Genomic DNA, 20,484 nt, shown 5'->3' with positions numbered 1-20,484 from the left:
TTGCTCCAACCGGGGCGGCTCAGCTGCCTCGCCCCCAACCTACAAGGTGAGGTGGTTTAATGAGGGACTACTTCCGGTGTTTCTCGATCCCGTCTACTTCACAGCGGCCCCATATGCGGCGAGTATAATGGCCTAAGATATTCCAAAAGGAGGGATAGCAATGGGCACGGGAATGGCAACCGACGAAGTGACCGACATCATCGCCAACATCGAAATGCAGCGACAGGAAATGGTAAAGGAGGCCGGTCTCGCGGCGGCGTGTAGCGCGGCGCTTCGCAAGTTGCACGAACTCCTTGACCGTGAGAAGGAAGCATTACAGCTACACGGCTCAAGCACTCAACATCCAGCGAACATTGAAGCCGTGATGATCGAGATCAAGAGAGTGAAGAAATTGGCCGGCATCATGAGCCAAGGCTCAATCCCCAAGAGCGCGCGCCTTGGGCAGCGGCAAGTGTCGTGGCAAAACGGGCCACAAAATCCTTCTAGAAATCGGGGCCGCAGGACGATGGGGCGAGGCAGCGGTCGTTAGCCAGTTACCGAGAGTTGCCGTTGAGTGCAGTCCAGAGTTGTGGCTCCCCAACCAGGGCAAATCTGGGCACTCTTGGGTATTGACGGTGCAGCTAATTTAACGAATCGCTTCACTGGGGCGCACGAGCAAATTCGTACGCGCCCGCGTGCAAGCGACGCCCGTTGAGCTGGTACGTTAGGGAAGTCTTAGCCGCTCCTGCCAGTGCCCAGATTTGCCCTGGTTGGGGAGCCACAGAACAGGTTCATGGAAAACACGGATAGTGTGCGGGGGTGATTTTCATGAAAACCTCTGCAGCGATGGTCGGGAAAAAAACCGGGCACCCCAATGTTTGTAGGTGCCCTTGTCAAAGCCGGATTACTTCTTTCAAGCGGCTGAGTAACTGCAGCGCTTATTCCTTAGTTTTGTGTCAGCACGATGCGCAGCGCTGAGCGTTAGCGACAGGCTCACTTAATCTCCCAGGTTGTGTTGTGCGGAATGTCCATCGCAGTATAGCCGCCGGGACCAGCCAGTGGAGGCATTGCGATACAAGCAAATGGCTCACTCCCAGTGATTCCCGCGTATTTGCCGGTGCCGCCCGTGATGATATGGGTGCCACAATTCCTTTTCGGCTGCGACTTGTCGACGTCGCGAGTATCAAAGGTCGAGAAAATCTTGTCACCGTCGCTATCGACCAACACGCAGGCACCGTCAATGTATTTCTTGTCGCCCGACGCAACGCTCAGCGCTGCGCACTGTGCTGACATCTTGTCGAGCATCTTCTCTCCCTTCATGTTTTCGGTGGTTCCGACCGCCTCCAGCGCGGTGGCCGTACCGAGGCCGGGAATGTCAATGCTCATCAAAGGCCGAAAAATGAAGTGCGTCACGTAGGGCGTGGTCCCCTTCTTTGGTATCGGGTCTGCTAGGACGACCCCGGGCGCAAGGGCCATGAGTGCCCCAGAGAAAAGGGCTATTTTGATAAATTTGCTGGTCATTTCGGTCTCCTTCTTTCATAACACGTGTTTTGGGGTAGCTATTCGGGTCAGCCGATGGCTGCGACAGCCGAGGGGCGACACATATCGACTTTCCCGTTCAAGCTTTTTTACACCTAAATATGAAAGTCTAGCTAAAGGGGGCGGTTTGTCCTAGTATTTAACAGTAAGTAACAGTAACAGAACCCAAGTGGACTCCACTCTTAGATAAACAGCGATGGAGCTTTTCACCAGTCAACTCGGGCACATAACCCATACCCTTGATGCACGGGCTTGCACGAGTGGCATCCAGCGCAAGCAATGGCAAGGCGGTACAGATGGACCAACCGGCGGTCAATTGGACCGAGACACAGACTGCGGTGATCCGAACTCAGCTTAATCGGATCCTCGCAAGTCCCGAGTTTGCGCAATCTAAACGCCTGTGCCGGTTCCTGCAGTTTATCGTCGATAGGGCATTGGACGGTGGTACCAATTACCTTAAGGGTTACACCATCGCCGTGGAGGTCTTTGAACGGCCTGCCACTTTTGATCCCACCGTCGACCCCGTCGTCCGCGTCATGGCCAGCCGCATGCGCGCAAAGCTCCACGAGTACTATGACAGCGAGGGGTGCGAGGACCTGATTGAGATCGACGTGCCGAAGGGATCCTATACGCCCAAGATCGCTTTCCGACAAGCGAGCGTGTCTGCAGCGGCGCCCGGGGAGACGATAGTTCAGGGCCGCGAGCAGATGGCCCGTCCAGCTTCGGCGCTCTTGCGCTCAACCGAGGACCAACCATCGCTCGCAGTGATGCCCTTCGTCAACATAAGCGCCGATCCCAAGCACGAATACTTCGCGGACGGCATTACCGATGACATCATTACAGACCTCTCGAAGCTCTCCGGTCTCTTTGTCATCTCACGCCACTCTAGCTTTGCCTACAAGGCAACGAACAAGCCACTCGCCGAGATTGCTGCGGCGCTGAGAGTGCGGTACCTCGTCGAAGGCAGCGTCCGCCGCCAGGGCGATCAGGTCCGTATAACCGCAAACCTTGTCGACACGAAGTCGGAGCGTTCACTCTGGGCTGAGCGCTACGATCGCGATTTGACGGACATTTTTGCAGTCCAGGACGACGTCGCACATAGCATTGTGCATGCGCTTAAGATCAAGCTCACCAGGTTTTTAGTTCTTTGGATCACTAATTGGGTGCTATCTGAATCGATTAATGATTATTCAATAGCAGCGGTATCCGGTTTTTGCATTTAGATGGCTCCCCGAGTAGGGCTCGAACCTACGACCTGCGGATTAACAGGCGCTATAAGTAGCTATTTTTAACCTAAGTTGGGCCCGCCCTCACTCGCCAACACTCGCCAACACTCGCCAACGCTCGCCAAGCGTGCTACGTTTTTGCTACGTTTGGATTGGGTCCCCAACCAGGGCAAAACTGGGCACTTCTGGGAATTGGCCGTGCCTCTCGCGTGATGGCGCTCCCGCCGCGTATTCTCATACACACCTGGGTTTCGGAGATGGCGGCAACCGGCCAAAAGCGGACATTGGCGAACCACGCTTGAAGCTTACGAAAAACGGGTGGAAGATAGGCATTAAACACAACCGAACAACCGAAATATGACAATGCCTTTTTATCTTGCATGGATATGTTATCCCAACACGCGCCTTTGTTATGCGAACAGGCGAGAAGAATTATCCCAATACGGCGATGTTATCCAGCAGTGGTGCTGGATAATAAGAAGTTAGAACGCCGAATTCTGCAGATGGCGACCTCCGAATCAGTTGTGATCGAACTGACCAAGCCGGTCCTCCTCGAATTTGCGAAGGCCGTCTACATCTGCCAATGCTTCGAATCCAGTCTCTGCTTTTTGCTCTCCCTGATGGCGCACGAAAAGATACCGGAAGAAGGGGCGTTATCGGCCTCTTGGGACTTCCATTCAAAGAAAACACTTGGTCAATTGCTCCATCGCCTCAGTGAGCAGATTGAAGTCCCTCCCAAGCTGGACGAATATTTGGGCATCGGCGTCGAAAAACGAAACGAGATAATTCACGGCTTCCTCACCAAGAACGTAATGCGCCTTGCCGCCCCGAAAGGTCGTATTGAGATCGAAAAGGAACTGGTCGAACTGAAGTGGGCCGTCAAAAAGCGTGACATCGTCGTAAACAAGCTCATCGACGCCTTATTGGCTAAGTACGGGCTGTCGAACGAAATGCTTGAATGGAACGCGGATCGCTATTGGGAGTACATGAATCCCCAGGAAGGCGATGATTTGCAGAAGCACAAACACTGAACGGCGTTTAACAACGCAGCCGATCCGTATGTCAAACATGGGCTCGTAACGCGGTGGCGCGTGCGGCCGTGGAACACTGTCGTAGGCGCGAATGCATCGAACCCCGTTCGCGTTGGCTAACATTTCATTGCAGCGGACGCGCTAACGCGCGCCGATCAGCCTTCCTCCAGAAGCAATACTTCCCCGCGGCTTGTCTCGACCCCGTCCCCGCTCCAGCGGCGGTAGCGCCCGGCGAGCTGCTCGTCGGTGATGGCAAGCCCTCGTTCGCGCAGGTAACCGAGCACCAGTCGCAACGCCACCGGACGGTAGGTGCAGGCGTAGCCGAAGGTGGGTAGCAGTTCCGCCGGCTGGCACGAGGCGACCGTTCCGCGCTTCATGCCGGCGCCGGTCCGCCATCCGAGCCGACCGAGGACGACTACAGTGCCGGCCAGCATGTTGACTCCAGTGAAATCACCACTGTTCCCACCTACCGCAACGAGGCCGCGCCGCATTCCGCTGCCGACCTCGTTGCCGGCGTTGCCATGGATGATGATCTCCCCACCGCGAGTGCCAACGTCTTCGCCGCGCAAGGCGCTACCCACCAGATGACCGGCGTTGCCCTTCACCACGATCCGCCCGCCCGACATCCCCGCACCCACCCAATCTGTGGCGTTGCCCTCGACCAATATTTCGCCGCCGCTCATGGCGGCACCGAGATGCATACCGGCGTTGCCCTCGATAACGATCCGGCCGTGCGTCATGCCGGCGCCAATCATCTTTACCCGAAAAACATCGCCGACGATGCGCAACTCGCCGTCGGGTCGGCCGTCGATTCGGAAGAAATCCCCGAGTGCGGCCTGCTGGTTGCCGTAAAGGACCTTGGCAGCGGCGACCTGCGTGGCAGTCATTCCTTCGAACCGCTGCGGGATAAGCGTCTCCGCCTCGAGAGGAACATTGGGTTGGGTGTGCAGGGTAAGCGTGAGGCTCATGTCATAACCTTGCGTGGCTGGCGCATGCTAACGGATTTCATCTGCGCCCTATAGCAAGCTGCGCAACTCGATCTTGTACTGTCCCAGGTTGCCCCCATAGTTGCCGGCCGAGATCCGACGAAGCCCCGGACGCGGCGCCGCGGCAAGCCCACGCCGCATGGCTTCTTCGACCGCTTCAAGGTCGAGACCGTCGATCACGATCTCGAGCACGCAGGAGACGTCCGCGGGAATCTGGGAACCTTCGGAGACGGCGCGCAGCGTCGGGCAGTAAGCGTCGTTGGTGGACGCGATGACCGACTTGTAACGCGAGCCCACTTTGCTGCCGCTGCGCACGACGCCGTCGGGAAACGGCAGGATCACTCCGGGAACCTGCCGCATGGCGTCGACCGCGGCCTCTGCCGCGGCGAGTGTCGGCGCCACGTCCTCGCCCAGAAGGAGCAGGTTGCCGCCACCCACGGCGGGTTGAACGCCGAAGCGGTCCTCGACCACAAACTCCCCGTCCATGACCGGCACGCGCCAGAAGCGGCGCCCGTTCAGAAGCTTGCTTGCCTGGAAGCCGTCACCAAAATAGCGGAGCGATCCGCCGACGACCACTGTGTTCTCGCCGCGCAGCGCGTTATAGCAGGCAGTGGTCGGGCACGTCATGACGCATTGCCCGACGCGCTCGACGAGCCGCTTGCCCAGGCCGTCCGCGCTGGTCGCGAAGAGAAGCACCGCTATTCCCGGCCGCCTATCGAGAGTCTCGGCGGCCGGCACCGTGCGCTCGATGCCGGCCTCGCATTTGCATCCGATCACCGACGTCGCGAAGCCGGTCATGGCGCGCGCCGCCGCGAGCGCCCATTTCTCGTTCTCGGCGGTGATAAGCACCCGTGCGCCCCACATCGTGAACGCTTCCGCGAAGGTATCGTCGATGGTGACGCCGTCGATCAGCATGTCAGGTCGCTTGAGCGCGCTGCGCGGCGGTCGGGATGACCTCGTGCTTGCCGAGGTAGCTGTCGTCCACCGCATAGTTGTTGAAGCGGATCGAATAGTAATCGTCGAAGAACGGGCGGATCACCTCCACAATTTGCGGATCGTAATCGGGAGACACATGTAGTATTCGCCCCTGGTGTTCCGCCCGGAACTCGTGGTCCTCGACGACCACCTGCCCGTCCTTGATGACGTAGCGCGGCGCCCCGAACATGCGCTCCTTGTCCTCGTGCTCGTCGTAGATCGTGATGTCGGCGTCCGCCCCCGGCCCGAGATGCCCCTTGTTCGCCAGGCCCAGCAGCCGGGCCGGGCCTGCGCGGGTGATGATAGCGATCTCCTGGAGCGTGTACTCGCGGTCCAGGCCATCGGCGAGCGCCGTCTGCCGCAACGCCCTCGGATTGATCTTGCGCATCTCCTCCTTACGGAATTCCCGATCCATCAGCAGGCGGATGAGCCGCGGATAGGTCATGAACGAGCCGCCGTTGGGATGGTCGGTGGAGAACACCATTCGCCAGGGATCTTTCGAGAGCAGGAACAATTCGAGCCCGATCGCCCATTGCAGGGCATGGGTATACACCCGGTCCTGGTAGGCGAAGGGAAGGATGCCGCAGCTGGATTCGTGCTCGGTGTCGGCATTCACCCATTTGCCACCGGCATAGCGCGAAAGCATGTAGGCGAGCGGCGCGTCCGCCGTCATGATCGTCGCCTTGCCGAACATCACCTGGCCCACGTCGGCGCTGATGTTCGGGTGCGTGTTGACGTATTCCGCGATCTCCTTCGCCCGCGAAGTCGGGTTGTGGCTGGACTTGCCGGGCACCTCGCCGTAGCTGTGGAATTGGATATGCGCGATGTGAGCGCGATGCCCCTCGGCAATGCGCATGGTCTCCAGGGTAGTGGCGTAGTTGCCGGAATGCCCGAGGTTGTTGCAGTGAATGTGCGCCGGGTGCGGTAATCCCAGCTCGTCTACCGCCTCGATGAGCGCCCCGATCACCCGTCGCGGGGTCAGCTCGAAGGACTCGATCTTCTCGTCCAGGCTGGTGATATTGGCATTGCGCCGGCCCTTCCAAGCCTCATCGCCCCCGGGATTGACGAGCTTGGCGGTGTACGCCTTGGTTGCCGCGAGCCACCACGCGAGCGCGTTGCGGAATTCCTCGCGCCGCCCCTGTTCCAGCAGCTTGTAGAGCAGCACGTTGTTGCCCATCAGTATGTAGAAGCCCTTGTCGATGACGGGCGTGTCGTGGAATTCCTCCAGCGTGTGGCGCGCGCCGATGGGAGGCACTGCCGCCTCCATGGCTGTGGTGTAACCGAGCAGGGCATAGCGGTAACCGGTGGCGAAGGTGGACGGAACAGTGCCGCCGACGCCGGAGCGGGTGAACGCCGTGCGCGGGTGCACATCGTACCGGTGGTCCTCCGGCTGCAGCTTGCGCGCGAGGTTGACCTTGGGACCGGCGATGTGGCAATGCATGTCCACTCCGCCCGGCATGATCACCAGCCCCTTGGCATCGATCCGCCTTGCCGCCGGCGGGACGTCGCTCACGATCTTGCCGTTGGCGACGTAGACGTCGCGAACTTCGCCGTCGACGCCATTCGCAGGGTCATACACGCGACCGTTAGCGATGTGCAGCACGATGGCTCCGGGGTTGTCTGGCGCCTTTATGCGGCGCTCATGGCGGGAACGCGGTTCCCGCCGAGCAGTTCGCGCACACGCTCCTTGATCCGGGTGAGTACTTCCTCGTCGCTCGGATAGGGCGACGTCAACGCCGGCCGCAGGGAAATGGCTACATCGTCCATGCGGTACACCGTACCGGGCGCGCTGATGCCATAGGTCGCAGTCGTGATCGCCACCCGTGCGAGCTTGCTGGTGTGGGTAGGTTTGGGATCCAGCACGATCACGGGAATGCGCCGCAGGTGCTCGATGGCGTCCTGCGGGAAATTGGCAGCGGGATCGGCTGCGATAATGAGTGCCGCGTCCGCTTCGCCCCGCCCCAGCAGGTCCACGGTAGTGAATTCGCCCGGGTTGAAACGCGGATAGCCGCGCCCTAGGTTAACGCCGAACGGGAAGCCGGTCTGCCATGACACCACGTTGTCCGCACCTGTGACGTTGCCGTGGCCGCGCACCGGCTTAGCCACGAAATGGGTGAATTCGTTGAGATCGGTGGCGAGCGCAAGCAGCGCCCCAGAATTGAAATGCCGGCCCCGCGTCATGGTAAGCCCCATGCCGAACAGCAGCGCCCCGAAGCGGCAGTTCTTCATGCGCTGCGCCAGGTCTTCCAGTGTGGCGAGAGGGACGCCGGTCACCTGCTCGATCGCGGGATCCACCCGCCGCCCCTTAACCAGCGCACGTAGCGCCCACAGCACCTCGAAATCGCGCTGGGGTTTCACCTGCACGAAAATGTCCGCCACCGCGGCGCTCGGACTGCGGCGCACGTCCACCAGCACCACGGTGCGGTCTTTCTTGCCCTGCGGGATGTACATCCCCTTGCATGTCACCGTATAGCGCGTAAACAGGCGCGGATGGGACTCCGCCGGATTGCCCCCCCAAAATACCACGAGGTCGGCGCGGTTACGGATCTCGCCCAGGGTCGCCGTGCTTTCCCCTACTCCCTCGAACGCCATGCCGGACGGGCCATGGCAGACCGAGGTGGTGGTATCTATGTTGCCGCCGATCATGTCGGCGATCGCCACAGCCTCGCGCTGCGCCTCACAAGTGGTGTCGGACAGTCCGTAAATCAAGGGGAAGCGCGCATTGGCAAGAATTTGTGCTGCGGCCTCGATCGCCTCCTCCGTGCTCGCGTCGTGCCCTTCGATAAGCGCGAAAGGGCGGTTTTCTTCGGTACCATGCTCCTTGAACCACGCGCGCCCGAGCACACAGGCGTTCTCCGCCTTGGTGATCTTGTTGGTGTCCAGATCCACAGTAAGGTGCATGTCGTCGCATACGCAACCGCAGAAGGTGCAGGTGGCGTCATTGATGATGCGGATGTTGTTGCTCATGATGTGCGTCCCTCCTGGCCTTACCCGGAGACCGGTTCGACCGTTACCGCGATGTGCTTGGAGATGGGCATGCCGCTGCCGGCCGTGTCGCTTGCCATCAGCCGGCTGGAAAGCGGGCCGTAGGCGATGAACAGCAGCCCGGGCGGCAGGTCCTTGGTCGTTCGCCCCTTGCAACGCACGTCCACCTCACCGCTAGCGCTACGCAGGCGTACCGGGTCGCCGTCCTTGAGGCCGAGCCGCGCCATGTCCTCCGCGTTCATCTCCACTGTGGAAGAGACCTCGATGTATTCGGCTTCAAGCTTGCCGGCACAGAGCGAAGTGCCCTGCCGCGACGTGCGTCCGCCGATCAGTGTCATGGTTTCGGGCACGATGGTATTCTCCTTTAGCTATCCATTCGAACATAGGCTAACCCGCACCGTCAAGAACCGTCGAGGCACTGAAGCATCTCGGCCACGCGCGTGAACTTCTCGCGCGGTTTGCCCTTGGGCTGGCCGCGCGCAACTTCAGCTGCGTCGATCTTGAGCCAGTCAGCGAGGTTTACGACGCGCACGCCGCGCGATGCAAGCAGCGGCACCAGAGCTTCGGCGCCGGCTTTCGCCGCGGGCGCCAAGCGGGGAAGGTCGGCGAGCAGTGACTTGACTGTGGCTATGCTGTCGGCCCGGTTGGTGCCGATGATCCCGGTCGGTCCGCGCTTGATCCAGCCTGCCGCATAAAGCCCTGGCACGCCGCTGCCGTCTACAATGCGCCCGTCCTGGGTCGGAAATACGCCCCGGCGGGCGTCGAACGGGACGCCCGGGATCGGCACTCCGGAATATCCGATACTGCGGAACAGCAGCCCGCACCGCAGCAGATCGGTTTCACCGGTTTCCCGCGCCACTTGCTGCATGGGGGCGCCTTCGAGCCGATTGCGCCCCAACACGACCTGCTCCATGCGTGCGGCGCCGGTGAGCGCAACCGGGCTCTTCAGGAAGTGAAAGACAATGCGGCGCGGCTTGCCGGTCGGGGCGCGGGCAGCGAAAGCGCGGAAGATCTCGACGTTTTTCGCACTCACGAAGTTGCTCTTGACTTCGAGTTCAGCGACGCTTTCGGAATTGAGTTCCATGTCTTGCGGATCGACGACATCATCGCAGCTGGCCAGCTCTCCCAGTTCCTTCAATTCCTTGTTGGTGAACTTGGCTTGCGCCGCGCCGCGTCGCCCGATGACATGTATCTCCCGCACGCGGCTAGCTGCCAAGGCATCCAGGGCATGCTCTGAGATGTCTGTGGCCTTGAGCTCATCGACCGACTTGGCAAGGATGCGGCAGACGTCTGCCGCGACATTGCCCTGACCGACGATGGCCACGACTTCAGCAGATAGATCGAAGCTGCGCTCCCGATAGTCCGGATGGCCGTTATACCAGGCGACGAACTCGGTGGCGGTGTGGCTGCCCGGGAGATCCTCGCCGGGGACGCCGAGACGGCGATCAGTTTCCGCGCCGCAAGCAAAAATAACGCCGTGATAATGGGCGCGCAGCTCTTCGACCGTCACGTCGCGTCCGACCGCGACATTACCCAGCAGGTTGAAGTGGGGCAGGCGCGCGATCACAGCGTAGACCAGGATCGCTTCCTTGAGCTTGGGATGGTCCGGCGCCACGCCATAGCGCACCAGCCCGTAGGGCGCGGGCAGCCGCTCGATCATGTCGACGCTTACTGTCTGACCACTCTTGAGCAGCGCCTCCGCGGCATAGAAGCCGCTTGGACCGGCACCCACCACCACCACGCGAAGCGGGTTGCCCGCGGTTCCTGGCGCGTCCATGGCAGGCTGGTGTCAGTAGCCGAGTGCCGTCTTGCGCTCGAGCGCGCCGGGCAAGGGCTCCTGCTTGTCGCTTATCACGGGGAGCGCCTGCGAGCGCTCGGCGTTGATCTCGATGTATTGGCGCTTGTCCTCGGGGATGTCGTCATCGGCATAGATCGCGTGCACCGGGCATATCGGAATGCAGGCGCTGCACTGGATGCACACCAGATTGTCGATGTACAGCATGTTGTCGTCAGCGTGGAAACAGGCAACGGGGCACACCGTGACGCAGTCGGTGAAGCGGCATTCTTTGCAGTTGTCGGTGACAATGGTGGTCATGACGTTTCCAATTGTGTTGTAGTGAAGGGTCGGAGATAGCCTCTCAGCCCAGGCGGTTAAGCCAGCGGCCGATCAGGCGCTCTACCTCGTCCGCCCGCAGCGGAAGCTTGTGGGTATCCGGCCAGATCAACGACGCATTGTCCTCGATGATGCGCCGTATGCCTGCGACATCGCGACAGCGTTCGGGAAAGCTCCTGAGCACTGCAAGGGCTGCGCCCAGGACCTGCTCGTGGGCATCCGGGAAGCGGTCGACGATACGCCGAGAATAATGCCGGGCGCTCAACTCGGCGCCTGCAATTCCCTCCGCCAGACGCTGCAACGGGTCCTGCTCCAGCACCGGGGCCAGCTCGTTCGGGATAGCAATTTGCCGGCTTTGAGCCCACTCGAGAAATTCGCGCGGGTTTACGCGACGGTCCGGCACCGCCAGCGACAGATCGTCCCGGCTGAACGGCTTCAGAGTGCCGCCGATCATCGCTTCGCGGACAAGTTCGGCATATTGCTCGAGCGCCACGATCAGCGGGTTGGCGCCCCCAACGCTGTGTGAATCCTTGAGCCACGGGGTTTCCGGTTCTATCGCCAACAGCAGGCAGATCGCCTCGTGCACCGTCCACAACTTGCGATTGCACCACTTCCCGTAAGTCGGCGCTGTCATCATGACGTGCTTCCCACTGGAACTGCCCTCAAAGGGGTCATGAAGTCCATTTTTCCCAAACTCTCCCGGACATAGTGCAATCCCCGATCCGATTCCCTCGGTTGTGCCGCACGTTCAGTATCGATCTGCTCATCTTGATAAAACACTCATGTTTTGTTCATTTTTCTTCACATCTTCTTGCATGTAAGAACTCTCACCGCCCCCGGCGATTGGCCCCGCGATACCAGCAATCAGTGGGTGGCCGTTCTGCTGCGGCGTCACGGAAACACAAGTCACGATATGACATTCTACAGAAAATTTTAAGCGCGGGAAGCGGCACGGTCATCGAACATTCCAAGATGCGTCTGGGCCTGAAGAGCAGCTTCCATGTTATGCCGGGGGCCGACCGAGGAAAAAAGCTGGAAAAGTACTGACATGTCGGGACCGGGAACGTCAAACACTAAAATAATTTGCTGCGCAGGGATATGATCTAAATTAAATGCAATCAACGTGATTATTTTGCGTGCGGAAACAAAATTAATTTATGATTTCCCGCATGCGCGCATGCGCGCATGCGCGAGATGAGCATAATATCTCTTCGTTTGTTGAGTGGACGAAAGGCCCGATCAGCAAATACATCCTTCAACGCAAGGCGATATTGAAAAATCAACCCAATCCGCCGGCGCCGGCAGTCGGTAGCCCACGCTGCTACGCGGCTGCTCGGTGTGATAGTGCATGATGCATTGATCGATGATCACTTGCAGCCCTTTAATCCGTAGAACAGCTCCCCGACAAGGACTCGAACCTCGACCTGCGGATTAACAGTCAGCGGGAATGACCGCTTTGGGTCGGAAAGCGCCCGTCCGACCTGGAAACTTTTGCGAGAGCCCTTACGGCAAAGCCGCAGGCTGGTTCGCCCCGCGAACCTCGACGGGCCCCGCGAATTCGCTGCGGTTTGGATCGACGTGGAGTTTGCGGCTGTCGGCCGAACGGAACTATCCCGGCACCCACCAAAACCTTACAATGCACACTACGCCGGATTTGCGCAGGGAACTGCAGCAAGGAATTTGATGCAAACTGACGAGGAGCGGTCCACACTCACTGGGAGTGACGCGCGCTTTAGCACGAATGCGTTAGGCTTGCTGGGTAAGGTGCTGACGTTTGCGTCGGGTGCTGTGCTGCTGGTCGTGGCGTTCATGTTCTCACTGCTGGTGTTCGCAATCTTGGTGACAGGTGGGTTGCTGGTTTGGGGCTACCTGTGGTGGAAAACGCGTGAACTGCGTAGACAGATGCGCGAGCGGCGGCCGGGCGGGCGCGTGATCGAGGGCGAAACGATCCGCGACGTCGGGTCCCACGATAAAGTTGAGCGTTGATCGCAAAGTACAGACGAACGGACGGAGCGCCCCGTTGTCAATCGTCGTTGCCGGGGCGAACGGTCACGCTGTGAAGTTATTGCCTGACGTACTGGATGCGATCGTGGCGCTACGCCCGCCGGTAAAGTCCTCGAGGAACTCCTCCTCGTCGAGCTAATTGCTAGCTTTTCGAAAAGATCGCATCGAGGTGTTCGATGTCGTTGATCACCTTCCACTCGGACGCCCCGGCCGCCTCGACCTGCTTCTGCCAAGCCTCCAACCGGCCGAGGTAGCGCCTCGGATCGATATTGTCCGTCTTGAGCTTGGTGACATTGACCGCGATCACGCGGATGTTCTTGAGGCTGATGGGGAAGTTGCGGATCGTCGCATTATCGAGTTCCTCCTGCATGTCGGAGAAAATGAGGATAGTCTTTTTCCCCGCCCCCGTTTCGTTCAGGAATTCCGCGCCCTGGATCAGCCCGCCGGTTATATCGGTATAGGCGCTGCCTTTGACCGTCTTGAGAAATGCGTCGATCTTGTCGCGGAAGGCGCGCTTCTGAGCATTGGCCTGGGACGGGCGCGTATCGAACATGGCCTTGGCGATAATGTCCTTCTCGCTGAAGCTGCGGCTTTCCACCCGCGCCACTGCCAGCGAATCACCGGACTGGAGCGTTCCCAGCAGGTAATTGATGATGATCTGGGCCTTTGCGGATTCGCGTGCGTAGGTCCCGGAGGTGTCCACGAGCATGTACACCGCGTGGGCCTGGCCGCGCGAGTCAACGCAGCCGGAAAGGGCCGCCAGCAGCCCGAGAATCGACAATGACGCCAGGAACGCCCGCTTGATCATGATCGCCCCCTGCTCAATTGAGTTCTACAGTTTGCCGCCGATATCCAGGGGTCGCGCCTTCACCCCCGCCCCGCCGCCGCGCGTCGCCCTTACTAGGTGCTCGAGGAGAAGCGGCAATATGATCAGCAGATCGTAGAAGTGGATCAGCACGCGGCTCGTCTGCCGCGCCAGATTGCTGAGGATGCGCAGCGCGAACCCCAGCGCGCGGACCAGCATGACCAGCAGCGCGCCGGCGACGGTCCTGGTCGAATGGATGAAGGACTCGAGCGGGACCGCGACAAAAGCCAGCGCGAAGGGCAGGATGAATCCCAATACCATCTGGCCGGCGGTCGGAATGCGCGCAATCCAGCCTTCTGTGGCCGCGGTCGGCTGCGTGGCGGCAAGCGTTTGCAGCAGGGCCTGCTTGTCGGCGATCAGTATGTCGCGCATCAGCGCGAGGGCGGCCTCGATTCCCGCCAGCGTTACCAGGAGGACAAGCGATATCCAGATCATGCGATGCCGCATGCGGTCGTTCAGGTTGGCAATGCGCGGGAAGAGGTGCGTGATCCGCAGGGACTCCATCAGGAACAACCCCATCGACGCCTCGACGAGGATGATCACGAGCGCGGCCACTTCGGAGGTGCGCAGCGACGAGGTGATGTAGTCGCCCGCGCCGACCATTTCCGACATCGGCAGTGCGATCAACTTGAAGTTGATGAACGCCCCGCCTATCGCCACGGCCATGACGATGGCCGCGATGGCGAACTGGGTGAATGCCGAGTTCGTCAGGGCATGTTCGGCCTTGTCGGTCTTGGCGTTGATCTGCTTGTATCTTTCCATCTGCGCGTCCACGGCCCCGGCGCTTTCCTGCAGACCGGTCACTTTCTTGTCGACCTGCGTCATGGTCTTGTCGACGGACCGCCAGAACGGCATGAACCCTTCCAGGATCTTGTGTCGCGTCTCGTAGGAGCGGCGATACTCGGCAATGGCCTTGTCGTGGATTTTGTTGACCGACTGGCGGATCTCGTCGAGGATCTTCTGCACCACTTCGGTGCCGCCTGACTTGATGTTGGCGACCGCGGCGACGGCCTCGACCCAGTCGGGAGGCGGCGGCGGCACCTCGCCACACTTCTTGTAATCCTCCTCGATGCGTGTGATCTCCTCGAGGAGCTTGCGCTGCAGGGTCGGATAGCCCTGCAGGTCGCGCGTGACCAGGACGCCCACGCGCTCGAATTCGCGCTCCACGCGCTGGCCCACCTCCTGGCGTCCGTGCGCCATCAAGACGGACTTGTTGCGCTCCCTCATTTCTGTTGCCGCCACAAACAGCCAGCGCGCGCCCATGCGCAGGGGGCCGCTGAGCGCATGGCCGATGGAGCGGATGAGGCCGTGCATGGGCGTGCGCGCGGCGTAAAGAAAAATCATGGCGATGAGAAACAGGATCAGCGCCGACAACATGGCGTTATCCGGCCAGATCATCCAGAATTGCGAGCCTGTCATGGGGACCCCCTTTTACTACCGCATATAGGCGATTGTCATACGAAGAAATAGGAAAATCAATGCGCCCGTCGCCAGCATCCTGTGCCAATGCAACGCTGCAGTGATGCCGGATTGGTGCTCGGTGCGCCCGATGGCGCGCGATCGGGGCTGCCCGCGCGTGCTCCACCGTCCGATCCGCGCTGCCGGGGCGCTTCGCAACGGAAGTTGCGGCAAATTATGCAGTCCCCGGGAGCGCCAAGTCAAGCGCGGGGCGCGCCGCCCTGCGCTCAGGCGATGTCGGGAACCGGGTGGTAGGTGAGGGGCAGGCTGGCGTGCACCGGCCAGGCCTCGGGACCCAGTGGCGGACTTCGTTGCATTGCCCGCGGCGCCCACAGGCCCAGGTGCTCGAGGATGCGTCGGATGACTGCCGGATCGTCGATCAGCGCGATCACTAGCATCGGCCCCTTGCACTTGGGGCATGCGAGCGGACCGGCTTCGTACACCTTGCGAATGAGCTGCGCTGATACCGCTCTGTCTGCAGGGTTCAGTCGTCCCCTGAGTGTCTGCTTTGGGTCGTTAGCGACCGTCACGTCTCGGCCATGAGCGGACGTCCGGGCCGTAAACTTCTTCGTTTCGTAGGCACTCCACTGGGCCAACCTACCGATCAACGAACATCAATTCAGCGGGTTATCCTTCTGCCCCGCCATAATGGGGCTTATCCTCGCCGAAGAGCGCAGCTGGCGCTTTACCCGCACCAGAACGTTGGACGCCTGAGCTTCATCTAATATAATAGCAATTGCCTCAAGATCCTTCATGGATGAGTAAAGGTTCAATGTATCTACGCTCTGTCGCGGGGCAAGGAAAGGGGTGTCTGGCTGTTGAATTGAGAGGCATCTCTGGTTTTGTGATGTTTTTGGACGAATCTCGTATCAAGCAATCTCATCTCTTACAAACAGGAGTTTCCTCATGAAACATAAGGGGATGTGGCTGGTTGCAGTCTCTGTCCTGATTGGGTTTACCCTTCTTATCGGATTCGGATGGGGCAGCGGGGAACAAGGAAATGCCCAGACGCAAGCGTCCCGAAAACCGCTCTCCGACAACGACCGCCAGATCAGTGCGCACGCGCAACGCATGATGGACGAAGGCCGTCAGATCTTTCGCTTCGACACCTTTGGCTCCGAAGCTTTCTGGGGCGATGCCTTGCAGTTGCACAAAGCCATTGCTGGCGAAAAAAACGGTGGCGTCGGAGGCGGAGTGAGCCCGAAGACGGCGCTGTCGGTCGGCCTCAAAGTGGACACGGAGGCTTTGCCCGATGCGCTGGTGTCGCAGATCAAAGCGGGCAAGGTGGACCTAGACGATCCGGCCACCACTCTCGCCTTGCTCAAGCTCAACGCCGTGGTCGGGGTGACCGGCAAGTTCGACAGCGCGGGCAGGATCCGGTCGATGGGTATCCAGTGCGCCTTCTGCCATTCGACGGTCGACAACTCTTTTGCCTCCGGCATCGGAAAGCGACTGGACGGCTGGGCCAACCGCGACTTGAACGTCGGCGCCATCGTCTCGCTCGCGCCGAACCTCAAGCCTTTCACCGATCTTCTCGGCGTCGATGTGGCAACGGTGAAGAAGGTACTCGCCAGTTGGGGCCCCGGTCGCTTCGACGCCGAGCTCGACAAGGACGGCAAAGCTCTCCGGCCCGACGGAGGACAAGCGGGGACGCTGATCCCACCTGCGTTCGGTTTGGCAGGGGTGAATCTTCATACGTGGACGGGCTTCGGCTCAGTTCCGTACTGGAATGCCTACGTCGCGGCAACCGAGATGCACGGCTCGGGTACTTTCTTTGACGCGCGGCTCAATAACAAAGACCAGTATGCGGTATCGGCGAAGAGCGGCGCCGGCAATACGCGGGGAACGCCTGACTTGATCACATCGAAGTTGGCCGCTCTGCACTTCTATCAGATCGCCATCCCGGCGCCGAGGCCGCCTGCAGGCAGTTTTGACCAGGTGGCGGCCTTGCGCGGGAAAGACCTCTTCAACAAGAAGGCGCAGTGCGCGACCTGCCACGTCCCGCCGCTCTTCACCGAGCCGGGGCACAACCTGCACACGCCGAGCGAGATGGGTGTCGACTCTTTTCAAGCCGACCGATCGCCGACGCACATGTACCGTACCGCGCCGCTCGCGGGGCTCTGGACGCACCAGAAGGGCGGCTTCTACCACGATGGCCGCTTTGCTACGTTGCAGGATGTTCTTGAGCACTACAATGGCTTGTTGAAACTTGGGCTGACGGATCAGGAAAAGAGCGAGTTGATTGAGTATTTGAAGTCGCTGTAGAAGAGGAAACGGCGAAGTATAGGAGGCCAATGGCCCCCTTGAGGGGGCCATTGGCCTCTTTGTGCTATGAAATGTCTGTGGGTACTTCGTAGACAAGGGCGGTACAACGCAAGCTACTAACGACTTCACCCAGTCGATCAAGAGGCAACCATGCCAAGACTCGTAAAGCGCTTTCGCAACAGACCCTATGCGGTGACCATCGGTGGTGAAACCGCAATACTTTGCGGCTGTGGACTCTCCAACACCCAGCCGTTCTGCGATGGAACGCATAAGATTACTCAAGGGGAAGCCCCCGGCAAGCTGTATTGGTACGACGAAGACGAACACCGTCACGATGCCGCAGACAGCTATCCCAACATTCGTAGTGACAAACAAACCAAAGATGCGTAGCAGAAGGAGTAGCCCGCGACCCACCTACTAGGCGCAATCCGATCCTGGATGCAACGTGAGCGCGGGTCATATTGAGGAGCGACACGATGACGATGCTTCCTGCTGACGGTCCCTGCGTTACCGAGCCGCACGGTTCGCCATCCGTCAGCGCTCTGGAACGAGTTTTGAGGGCTCTTTCGGTCCTCACGATGCTGATGACGGTGCCACAAGTGCTCACTATTTGGGTCGGTCGTGACGCTGGCGGCGTTTCGCTCCTTTCCTGGGGCTCATATCTCGTTTCCGCATGCCTGTGGTTTGTCTATGGCGTACAGAAACAAGACAAGACGATTTACCTGGCCTGCATCGGCTGGATCCTCTTGGATGTGGCTATCGTGATCGGGATCATCATTTATCGGTGATCCGCGTAGAACAAGTATGAGACGCAAGCCTGCAACTGCCGCACCACGCCAAAATAAGTTACGCGACACGGAACTAGTACGGCGCATCATCGCCGGTGACCACAACGCGTTCCGGCTGCTGGTGCGGCGCTACAACCGGATGCTCTTCCGCGTCGCGCGCAGCATCCTGAAGGACGACGTCGAAGCAGAGGACGCGATGCAGCAGGCGTACATGTCCGCCTGCCGTGCGATCGACGCCTTCCGCTTCCGCGCCAGGTTTTCCACTTGGCTCGTGCGCATCGTCGTCAATGAAGCAATCGCGCTTTCTCGTAAGCGCAGCCGAAGGACTAACCTAATTAGCCCGGACGGAGATGCGGAACATCACGGCGAAACTGCAGAATCGAACCTCAATAAAGCCACACCCGAGCAACCCGAGCACGCCACGCAGCGTATGCAGATGCGCCGAATGCTCGAGGCCAGTATCGACGCGTTGCCCGACGCGCTGCGCACCGTTTTTATCTTGCGCGCTGTGGAGGAAATGACCGTTAAGGAAACAGCCATCGCTCTCGACGTTCCGGAGGCGACAGTACGCACGCGTTTCTTTCGCGCGAAAAGGCTGCTCCGCGAGGCGCTGTCGCGAGAGATTGACGAGGTCTCTTTCGACGACGTTTTTCCTTTCGCAGGTGCGCACTGCGATCGCATCGTCGTCGCCGTGCTTGCCGGGCTCAAGGAATGTAGTCACCCCTTGGGAACGAAATTGATGCTACGAAGCTAATCCTGACCCGCTCAGAATTGCGAGTAGGCCGTGTGGGGCGAATTCATAGTTTGCCTGTAGACGGAGTTCAAATGAAGTCTTGCGGACAGCCCCCTGTCGGCAAGGGCTTACCTAACATCGGTTTCCAACCTTCGATAAATTGAGTCTCCGAAGGCATGTTTTTCTAACCTGCGATGACGATGGGCCTTCCGAACGCTAAGACTTCTAACCTCCGAGAACGGTGGTTTCGGAACGCAGCTTCCGCTCGGCTATTTAGGCGATGCGACATCTTTGCCTTCGAGCTGGGCGATGATCGTGTCTACGCCGCCAGAAACGCCGCTGGAAAAATCACCGCTGCGAAACTTTGGAGCGATGATTTCATCAATGATCCGCTTGGCAGTGGCATTGTTGAGCACCACTTCGAGGCCGTAGCCGACCTCGATGCGTAATCTGCGGTCGTTCTTCGCCACCAGCAATAGCACGCCGTCATCGACGCCTTTGCGGCCAAGCTTCCAAACGTTGAATACGCGAGTAGCGTACCGATCGATAGTTTCAGGCTGGGTACTGGGAACGATGAGCACTGCGATCTGGGCGCCCTTACGGCTTTCAAACGAGGCAAGCTTCTGCTCAAGCACCGCACGCTCGTCCGAGGAAAGCGTGGAAGTAAGATCGGTGACCCGGGCCATGAGCGGCGGCACTGGTAGCCGTGCTGTACCATCAGACGCTTTTTGAGGATCATTTTTTGCGTGATCGGAAGGCGGCTGCGTCAGCACAAAAAAGTTATTTATCGCTCCGACGGCCTTAATACTCTCGTTTCCGAGGTCAGTATCGTAGACACTCAAAAATACATAATCGCTTCATTTTTGTTGCATTGGCGATCAAGCTGCTAGTAAAGCTCCCCAACACCAATCCCAGCGTTTTGGTGAAGCCGTCGTGTTTCCCAGTGTCTTGAATTATTCGGTTGTGTATAAATTGCTCATAATCTGCCATCTTGGGGTTCGTGTAGGCCAAAAGCCCGAGCAGGGCAACTATGACAATGGTGGTAATTAGTGATTTCATAAACTGTCCCGTTCATGTCCACGCATACTGCGAGGGAACCCAAAAACGTTTTGGCAGACATTTTTCAGGAGAAACTTGGTATTAACAGGTGTTCGGCCCCCGTTACTGTAACACGGGGGCCTACGGATACATTACCCGATTATAGTGGCTTTTTCGTAGGAGTTGGAGGGCTCGACTTTTGTGAGCATATTTCGTAACCTGAGTTTATGACAATAGTTGATAAGGAATACGGAAAACTCACCGAGAACCAGTTCAAGCGCCTTATCCGTAAGTCGAAGGAGTTTCGGCAGGAGTCAAAGCAGCTGCAAGAAGTACTGCGAACTGCCTCCAAAGAAAAACTCCGCGAGCTTTTAGGTGACGGTGTCTGGTGGGCGCCTGTCTATGAGTTGTCGCTTGTGCAAGGGATAGCGTTCCTCGTTTATGTCCTTGGCGAGACCGATCGCATAAAAGCGGTCGCCCAGTTAACCGGCTGATATCG

22 protein-coding genes and 1 pseudogene are annotated in these 20,484 nt (G+C 59.4%); 9 read left to right on the top strand and 14 right to left on the bottom strand.

Translation table 11 applies throughout. The annotated features are described in order from the left end of the window. Nucleotides 1-160 precede the first annotated feature (160 nt). Nucleotides 161-529 (top strand): hypothetical protein, encoded by a 369-nt coding sequence (locus VHE58_00730; GenBank protein HVS25831.1) that lies wholly within the window; start codon nucleotides 161-163, stop codon nucleotides 527-529. Nucleotides 530-972: 443 nt separating this feature from the next. On the opposite strand, the gene VHE58_00725 is transcribed toward VHE58_00730, so the two are convergent. Next, the gene (locus VHE58_00725; protein ID HVS25830.1) at nucleotides 973-1,500 is read right to left on the bottom strand and encodes a hypothetical protein; all 528 of its coding nucleotides are present in this window, start codon (nucleotides 1,498-1,500) and stop codon (nucleotides 973-975) included. A gap of 260 nt (nucleotides 1,501-1,760) precedes the next feature. On the opposite strand from VHE58_00725, the gene VHE58_00720 reads away from it, so the two are divergent. Both VHE58_00720 and VHE58_00715 read left to right on the top strand, forming a co-directional pair. Beyond that, nucleotides 1,761-2,741, top strand: coding sequence for a hypothetical protein (locus tag VHE58_00720; protein HVS25829.1), 981 nt, complete (start codon nucleotides 1,761-1,763; stop codon nucleotides 2,739-2,741). Between the two features lie 506 nt (nucleotides 2,742-3,247). Continuing rightward, nucleotides 3,248-3,775: a hypothetical protein gene (locus tag VHE58_00715; GenBank protein HVS25828.1), complete on the top strand. Its 528-nt coding sequence runs from the start codon at nucleotides 3,248-3,250 to the stop codon at nucleotides 3,773-3,775. Between the two features lie 155 nt (nucleotides 3,776-3,930). On the opposite strand, the gene VHE58_00710 is transcribed toward VHE58_00715, so the two are convergent. Genes VHE58_00710 through VHE58_00675 form a run of 8 tightly spaced genes read right to left on the bottom strand, consistent with a single transcriptional unit; the run spans nucleotide 3,931 to nucleotide 11,471 of the window. Continuing rightward, entirely contained in the window at nucleotides 3,931-4,743 is an 813-nt protein-coding gene (locus VHE58_00710) for a formylmethanofuran dehydrogenase subunit C (protein ID HVS25827.1), read from the bottom strand. Nucleotides 4,744-4,791: 48 nt separating this feature from the next. Further along, nucleotides 4,792-5,676: a formylmethanofuran--tetrahydromethanopterin N-formyltransferase gene (gene fhcD / locus VHE58_00705; GenBank protein HVS25826.1), complete on the bottom strand. Its 885-nt coding sequence runs from the start codon at nucleotides 5,674-5,676 to the stop codon at nucleotides 4,792-4,794. Between the two features lies 1 nt (nucleotide 5,677). Continuing rightward, complete coding sequence (locus VHE58_00700) at nucleotides 5,678-7,339, bottom strand: formylmethanofuran dehydrogenase subunit A (GenBank protein ID HVS25825.1); 1,662 nt, start codon at nucleotides 7,337-7,339, stop codon at nucleotides 5,678-5,680. Between the two features lie 26 nt (nucleotides 7,340-7,365). Continuing rightward, nucleotides 7,366-8,703, bottom strand: a complete 1,338-nt coding sequence (locus tag VHE58_00695) for a formylmethanofuran dehydrogenase subunit B (GenBank protein ID HVS25824.1) — start codon at nucleotides 8,701-8,703, stop codon at nucleotides 7,366-7,368. A 20-nt stretch (nucleotides 8,704-8,723) separates the two neighbouring features. After that, on the bottom strand, nucleotides 8,724-9,071 hold the full coding sequence (locus tag VHE58_00690) for a molybdopterin dinucleotide binding domain-containing protein (protein ID HVS25823.1): 348 nt from the start codon (nucleotides 9,069-9,071) through the stop codon (nucleotides 8,724-8,726). 50 nt (nucleotides 9,072-9,121) lie between these two features. Further along, nucleotides 9,122-10,498 carry an FAD-dependent oxidoreductase gene (locus VHE58_00685; protein HVS25822.1) on the bottom strand — a complete coding sequence of 459 codons (1,377 nt, stop codon included), beginning with the start codon at nucleotides 10,496-10,498 and terminating at the stop codon, nucleotides 9,122-9,124. Between the two features lie 12 nt (nucleotides 10,499-10,510). Beyond that, nucleotides 10,511-10,816, bottom strand: a complete 306-nt coding sequence (locus VHE58_00680; protein ID HVS25821.1) for a ferredoxin family protein — start codon at nucleotides 10,814-10,816, stop codon at nucleotides 10,511-10,513. Nucleotides 10,817-10,859: 43 nt separating this feature from the next. After that, nucleotides 10,860-11,471, bottom strand: coding sequence for a hypothetical protein (locus VHE58_00675; protein HVS25820.1), 612 nt, complete (start codon nucleotides 11,469-11,471; stop codon nucleotides 10,860-10,862). A 1,046-nt stretch (nucleotides 11,472-12,517) separates the two neighbouring features. Here VHE58_00675 and VHE58_00670 point away from each other — a divergent pair. Next, on the top strand, nucleotides 12,518-12,820 hold the full coding sequence (locus VHE58_00670; GenBank protein HVS25819.1) for a hypothetical protein: 303 nt from the start codon (nucleotides 12,518-12,520) through the stop codon (nucleotides 12,818-12,820). 160 nt (nucleotides 12,821-12,980) lie between these two features. Here the strand turns inward: VHE58_00670 and VHE58_00665 are convergent, their stop codons facing one another. From VHE58_00665 to VHE58_00650, 4 genes are all read right to left on the bottom strand, one after another. After that, nucleotides 12,981-13,646, bottom strand: coding sequence for a VWA domain-containing protein (locus tag VHE58_00665; protein ID HVS25818.1), 666 nt, complete (start codon nucleotides 13,644-13,646; stop codon nucleotides 12,981-12,983). Nucleotides 13,647-13,670: 24 nt separating this feature from the next. Next, a complete protein-coding gene (locus VHE58_00660; GenBank protein HVS25817.1) occupies nucleotides 13,671-15,122 on the bottom strand; it encodes a hypothetical protein in 1,452 nt (483 codons plus the stop codon). A 266-nt stretch (nucleotides 15,123-15,388) separates the two neighbouring features. Beyond that, nucleotides 15,389-15,553: a hypothetical protein gene (locus tag VHE58_00655; GenBank protein ID HVS25816.1), complete on the bottom strand. Its 165-nt coding sequence runs from the start codon at nucleotides 15,551-15,553 to the stop codon at nucleotides 15,389-15,391. A 222-nt stretch (nucleotides 15,554-15,775) separates the two neighbouring features. Continuing rightward, entirely contained in the window at nucleotides 15,776-15,916 is a 141-nt protein-coding gene (locus tag VHE58_00650) for a hypothetical protein (GenBank protein HVS25815.1), read from the bottom strand. Nucleotides 15,917-16,067: 151 nt separating this feature from the next. Between VHE58_00650 and VHE58_00645 the strand changes: the two genes are divergently transcribed. The 4 genes from VHE58_00645 (at nucleotide 16,068) to VHE58_00630 (ending at nucleotide 18,968) form a co-directional block, all read left to right on the top strand. Continuing rightward, nucleotides 16,068-17,426, top strand: coding sequence for a hypothetical protein (locus VHE58_00645; protein ID HVS25814.1), 1,359 nt, complete (start codon nucleotides 16,068-16,070; stop codon nucleotides 17,424-17,426). A 150-nt stretch (nucleotides 17,427-17,576) separates the two neighbouring features. Continuing rightward, on the top strand, nucleotides 17,577-17,816 hold the full coding sequence (locus tag VHE58_00640; protein ID HVS25813.1) for a CDGSH iron-sulfur domain-containing protein: 240 nt from the start codon (nucleotides 17,577-17,579) through the stop codon (nucleotides 17,814-17,816). Between the two features lie 86 nt (nucleotides 17,817-17,902). Beyond that, nucleotides 17,903-18,214 (top strand): hypothetical protein, encoded by a 312-nt coding sequence (locus VHE58_00635; protein HVS25812.1) that lies wholly within the window; start codon nucleotides 17,903-17,905, stop codon nucleotides 18,212-18,214. A gap of 16 nt (nucleotides 18,215-18,230) precedes the next feature. After that, nucleotides 18,231-18,968 carry an RNA polymerase sigma factor gene (locus tag VHE58_00630; GenBank protein HVS25811.1) on the top strand — a complete coding sequence of 246 codons (738 nt, stop codon included), beginning with the start codon at nucleotides 18,231-18,233 and terminating at the stop codon, nucleotides 18,966-18,968. Between the two features lie 251 nt (nucleotides 18,969-19,219). Here the strand turns inward: VHE58_00630 and VHE58_00625 are convergent. Next, a pseudogene (locus VHE58_00625) lies at nucleotides 19,220-19,717 on the bottom strand (YgcG family protein). Nucleotides 19,718-20,212: 495 nt separating this feature from the next. Here VHE58_00625 and VHE58_00620 point away from each other — a divergent pair. Continuing rightward, on the top strand, nucleotides 20,213-20,479 hold the full coding sequence (locus VHE58_00620) for a hypothetical protein (GenBank protein ID HVS25810.1): 267 nt from the start codon (nucleotides 20,213-20,215) through the stop codon (nucleotides 20,477-20,479). Nucleotides 20,480-20,484 lie beyond the last annotated feature (5 nt).

The sequence above is a fragment of the Burkholderiales bacterium genome, assembly GCA_035543335.1.
In the GTDB taxonomy this organism is placed as follows: Bacteria; Pseudomonadota; Gammaproteobacteria; order Burkholderiales; family JAHFRG01; genus JAHFRG01.
The sequence above is the reverse complement of the archived record's forward strand: the minus strand, read 5'-3'. Positions and strand labels throughout refer to the sequence as shown.

What these genes read in the sequence shown, in the direction of transcription:
- VHE58_00730 (HVS25831.1), top strand. Translation starts at nt 161, where the DNA reads ATGGGCACGGGAATGGCAACCGACGAAGTGACCGACATCATCGCCAAC.
- VHE58_00725 (HVS25830.1), bottom strand. Translation starts at nt 1,500, where the DNA reads ATGACCAGCAAATTTATCAAAATAGCCCTTTTCTCTGGGGCACTCATG.
- VHE58_00720 (HVS25829.1), top strand. Translation starts at nt 1,761, where the DNA reads ATGCACGGGCTTGCACGAGTGGCATCCAGCGCAAGCAATGGCAAGGCG.
- VHE58_00715 (HVS25828.1), top strand. Translation starts at nt 3,248, where the DNA reads ATGGCGACCTCCGAATCAGTTGTGATCGAACTGACCAAGCCGGTCCTC.
- VHE58_00710 (HVS25827.1), bottom strand. Translation starts at nt 4,743, where the DNA reads ATGAGCCTCACGCTTACCCTGCACACCCAACCCAATGTTCCTCTCGAG.
- fhcD (HVS25826.1), bottom strand. Translation starts at nt 5,676, where the DNA reads ATGCTGATCGACGGCGTCACCATCGACGATACCTTCGCGGAAGCGTTC.
- VHE58_00695 (HVS25824.1), bottom strand. Translation starts at nt 8,703, where the DNA reads ATGAGCAACAACATCCGCATCATCAATGACGCCACCTGCACCTTCTGC.
- VHE58_00685 (HVS25822.1), bottom strand. Translation starts at nt 10,498, where the DNA reads ATGGACGCGCCAGGAACCGCGGGCAACCCGCTTCGCGTGGTGGTGGTG.
- VHE58_00680 (HVS25821.1), bottom strand. Translation starts at nt 10,816, where the DNA reads ATGACCACCATTGTCACCGACAACTGCAAAGAATGCCGCTTCACCGAC.
- VHE58_00675 (HVS25820.1), bottom strand. Translation starts at nt 11,471, where the DNA reads ATGATGACAGCGCCGACTTACGGGAAGTGGTGCAATCGCAAGTTGTGG.
- VHE58_00670 (HVS25819.1), top strand. Translation starts at nt 12,518, where the DNA reads ATGCAAACTGACGAGGAGCGGTCCACACTCACTGGGAGTGACGCGCGC.
- VHE58_00665 (HVS25818.1), bottom strand. Translation starts at nt 13,646, where the DNA reads ATGATCAAGCGGGCGTTCCTGGCGTCATTGTCGATTCTCGGGCTGCTG.
- VHE58_00660 (HVS25817.1), bottom strand. Translation starts at nt 15,122, where the DNA reads ATGACAGGCTCGCAATTCTGGATGATCTGGCCGGATAACGCCATGTTG.
- VHE58_00650 (HVS25815.1), bottom strand. Translation starts at nt 15,916, where the DNA reads ATGAAGGATCTTGAGGCAATTGCTATTATATTAGATGAAGCTCAGGCG.
- VHE58_00645 (HVS25814.1), top strand. Translation starts at nt 16,068, where the DNA reads ATGAAACATAAGGGGATGTGGCTGGTTGCAGTCTCTGTCCTGATTGGG.
- VHE58_00640 (HVS25813.1), top strand. Translation starts at nt 17,577, where the DNA reads ATGCCAAGACTCGTAAAGCGCTTTCGCAACAGACCCTATGCGGTGACC.
- VHE58_00635 (HVS25812.1), top strand. Translation starts at nt 17,903, where the DNA reads ATGACGATGCTTCCTGCTGACGGTCCCTGCGTTACCGAGCCGCACGGT.
- VHE58_00630 (HVS25811.1), top strand. Translation starts at nt 18,231, where the DNA reads ATGAGACGCAAGCCTGCAACTGCCGCACCACGCCAAAATAAGTTACGC.
- VHE58_00620 (HVS25810.1), top strand. Translation starts at nt 20,213, where the DNA reads ATGACAATAGTTGATAAGGAATACGGAAAACTCACCGAGAACCAGTTC.